This is a genomic window from Streptococcus sp. HMSC072G04, assembly GCF_001813295.1.
In the GTDB taxonomy this organism is placed as follows: Bacteria; Bacillota; Bacilli; order Lactobacillales; family Streptococcaceae; genus Streptococcus.
In genome coordinates, this window is the sequence record NZ_KV812035.1 from 76,029 (window position 1) to 79,730 (window position 3,702).

A 3,702-nucleotide genomic window follows, 5' to 3' on the forward strand; every position below is an offset into this window, starting at 1 on the left:
TCCGTACTCACCTAAGGAAAGTTTCTAAGAAGACTTTGTCTTCAATCTGCAAAAAACGATTCAGAAATTCCTCTGAATCGTTTTTTGATTAGAAACCAAGCCAGCCTTTGAAGGTATCCCAAGCGTTTTTCGCTTTTCCTGGGATATCGGCCTCGTCGATTGCTTTCTTCGCATCATCGACCATATTCGACGCCTTTTCTTTGACATCCTCAAAGAAACCTTTGTCTTCTTTGCTATCTGTTTCTGTCGTTTCTTCTCCGACTGGTGCAATGCCATTTTCAGCATAAGAGTTCTTCACCGAGTCAAACTGAGTACCGTCTGTATAAGGCAGAACACTGTTGGCAACATTGCGGAAGATCTCGGACGCCGTTCCAGCACTACTATCCGTCAGGTAGTGATTTTCATCGGTCGTTGGGAAACCAAGCCACTGACTGATGACCACATCTGGCGTGTAGCCGATCACCCATTGGTCTCCAGAGAGGTCCTTGTTAAAGCTGGTCTCTGTCGTACCGGTTTTCCCTGCCATGGTATAGCCATAAGGCGCAGCGTTAACCCCTGTACCATTACTGAAGGTACCAAGCATCATATTGGTCATCTTATCTGTCGTTGAACCACTAAGCACTCGGGTTGATTTCTGGCTGTGGCTCTTGACCACTTGGCCACTTGCATTTTCGATCTTGGTAATGAGGTGAGCATCATTCATGACCCCGCCGTTAGCAAAGGTGCCATAGGCCTGGGCCATCTGCATCGGATTGGTTGTCACACCAGCTCCCAAGGCAACGGCAAGCGATTTGTCCACCTTGTCCATGTTGAGCCCGAATTTTTTCCCGTACTCAAAGACCGTATCAAGACCCAAATCATTAGCGGTCGCTACGGCTGGAAGGTTAAGGGACTCTGCCAAGGCCTGGTACATCGGTACCGTTGGGCTAGACTGGATTCCCGCATAGTTATTAACCTCATAGCTTCCATATTGGGTGGTACTATTGTCCAACTCCTTATTGGTCGACCAACCTTCAGCAACAGCTGGGCTATAGACAACCAAAGGTTTGATGGTTGATCCTGGACTACGGGCAGCCTGGGTAGCGTAGTTATAGGTACGGAAACCTGGATTTTGATCGCTTCCGACACGCCCTACGAGGGCCCGAACCCCTCCGGTCTTAGGATCAAGCGCTACACTACCAGATTCCGCGCGCGTGCCGTCTTCCGCTACTGGGAAGAGGGCTGTATTGTCATAGATCACCTGCATACTTGCTTGGTAATTTTGATCCAGCTCAGTATAGATCCGGTAGCCATTTTTGACAATGTCTTCTTCGGTCAGGCCGTATTCATTGACCGCTTCATTGATGACCGCATCAAAATAGGATGGGTAGCGGTAATCCTCCGACTTGCCTTCATAGGCATCGACCAGCTGGCCATGGATATCCACAGCAGCTGACTGATCAGCCGTTGCCTGGTCAATATAGCCAGCCGCCACCATATTTTGGAGGACCGTATTGCGTCGATTGGTCGCATTCTCTACCGAATAGAGAGGGTTATAGATTTCAGGCCCCTTGAGCATACCGGCGAGTACTGCGGACTGATCCAGACTTAATTGACTGGCTGAAACCCCAAAATACTTCTTGGAAGCATCCTCAATTCCCCAAACCCCATTTCCAAAATAGGCATTGTTGAGGTACATGGTGAGGATCTCTTTTTTACTGTATTTCTTATTGATTTCAAGCGCCAGGAAGAATTCCTTAGCCTTACGCTCCACCGTCTGGTCCTGAGACAGGTAAGCATTCTTGGCTAGCTGCTGGGTGATGGTCGACCCACCACCTGAGCGACCCAGGGTCAAAATCGCTAAAAAGAAGCGCCCATAGTTGATCCCGCTATTCTTGTAAAAGCTCCGGTCCTCTGTTGCGACCACAGCATGTTGCAGATTCTCACTAATGGCATCGAGTTCGACATAGGTTCCTTTTTGCCCGGTCAAACTTCCCGCCTGGTCCCCATTCTTATCATAGATAATGGTAGTCGCCTTCAGTGCATTCTGCAAGTCCTTGACGTTGGTCGTCTTAGCGAGGTAGAAGAGATAGCCCCCTGTCAAGAGACTAAAGCCTAGCCCAATGATCAGGAGAATCTTGGTCAAATGGAAGCGACGCCAAAAACGACGGAAGGGGTGCTGAGAGAGAGGCTTGCTTCTGTGCTTGCCTGAGCGACTATAGGTCGGCTCTACTGTCTCTTCCGGCAGTTCCGTGTCTGGCACTTCTTCTGCCACCGCTTTGGGCGGATGATCCTTTCTAAAAAAAGTGATCAGGTTCTCAAATAATTTTTTTATTCTATTCATACCTGTTATTGTAACACCTTATCCTTGTCCTAGCAAGAAAAGATAGCTCATCCCTTTCTCCCATTTAGTTTTCTTTAAGCTTAGATTTTGCTACAATAGGGTCATGAACTATCAATTTACCATTCCACAATCCTTTCCCCAGATGACTGTGAAAGAGCTGCTTGAGGACTACTTCCTCATTCCCCGTAAGATCCGGCATTTTTTACGAACCAAGAAGCACGTCTTGGTCAATGGCGAGACCATCAACTGGCAGAGCCCCGTTCAAAAAGGAGACCAGATCCAGCTGATCTTTGACGCGGACGATTACCCTGAAAAAGAGCTCCCAGCCGGAGACCCGAGTCTGGTCGAAGAACTCTATCAGGATGAGCATGTCATCATCGTCAATAAGCCCGAAGGTATGAAAACCCATGCCAATGAGCCGACAGAAATTGCTCTTCTCAACCATGTTTCCAGCTATGTTGGATCCACCTGCTACGTTGTGCACCGGTTAGATAAGGAAACTAGCGGAGCGATTTTATTTGCCAAAAATCCTTTTATCCTGCCCATTCTCAACCGCATTTTAGAAGATAAAAACATCCAACGCGAGTACTGGGCCTTGATCCAAGGTAGCTTAGCACAAAAAACCATCGTCTACAAGGATAAAATCGGACGCGATCGCCACGATCGGCGCAAGCGCCTGGTCGATCCACGTAAAGGACAGTACGCAGAAACTCAGGTGACGCAACTGAAAAAAATCGGGCGAAACAGCCTGGTCAAATGCCAGCTCAAGACGGGGCGTACCCATCAGATCCGGGTGCATCTCTCCCATCATGGGCACCCGATTGTCGGGGACCCTCTCTATAACCCTGCACGCGGAGAGCGACTCATGCTCCATGCTCACCGCTTGACCTTTACCAATCCATTAACCCTTGAAACCATCCAAGTTGAGGCCCCTTCTAAGAGTTTTGAAGAAGGGTTGAAAAAATGAGAAAAGAACCGAAATAGTCTTCTTAGAGACTTTCCTTAAGTGAGTACGGACGTCAGCGAACTTCAAAGAAGTTCCATGACTTAGTTTTGAGCCCCTTCGCTCTTTAATTTCTAGGCTCAGGCTAAAACAGTTTCCCAAACTGTTTTACTCTCAAAACTCCCGAGTACTTGAAATTCTAATATTTCAAGCACTTTTCTCACTGCGTAAAGTCTCCAGTCATAATCGAATATTTCAAAAGATAAAAATCATTTTAAACAATTGACAGAATCTCTCATTTTATTTTAAAAACTTATCTGCATTCAAAAAAGAAGCCACAAAAAGAGGCTGGACAAAAACTGTTCAGCCTTTTTATATTTGATAGAAATAACTGTATGACGCAGTGGTTGATTGGCATCTTTGTTCGCTTTTTAAG

At 47.0% G+C, this 3,702-nt stretch carries 2 protein-coding genes; one reads left to right on the plus strand and one right to left on the minus strand.

The features are described 5' to 3' along the window. Nucleotides 1-88 precede the first annotated feature (88 nt). Entirely contained in the window at nt 89-2,323 is a 2,235-nt protein-coding gene (gene pbp2a, locus HMPREF2904_RS07630) for a penicillin-binding protein PBP2A (RefSeq protein ID WP_070661558.1), read from the minus strand. Between the two features lie 103 nt (nt 2,324-2,426). On the opposite strand from pbp2a, the gene HMPREF2904_RS07635 reads away from it, so the two are divergent. Continuing rightward, the gene (locus tag HMPREF2904_RS07635; RefSeq protein ID WP_070661561.1) at nt 2,427-3,290 is read left to right on the plus strand and encodes an RluA family pseudouridine synthase; all 864 of its coding nucleotides are present in this window, start codon (nt 2,427-2,429) and stop codon (nt 3,288-3,290) included. The last annotated feature ends 412 nt before the right edge of the window (nt 3,291-3,702 follow it).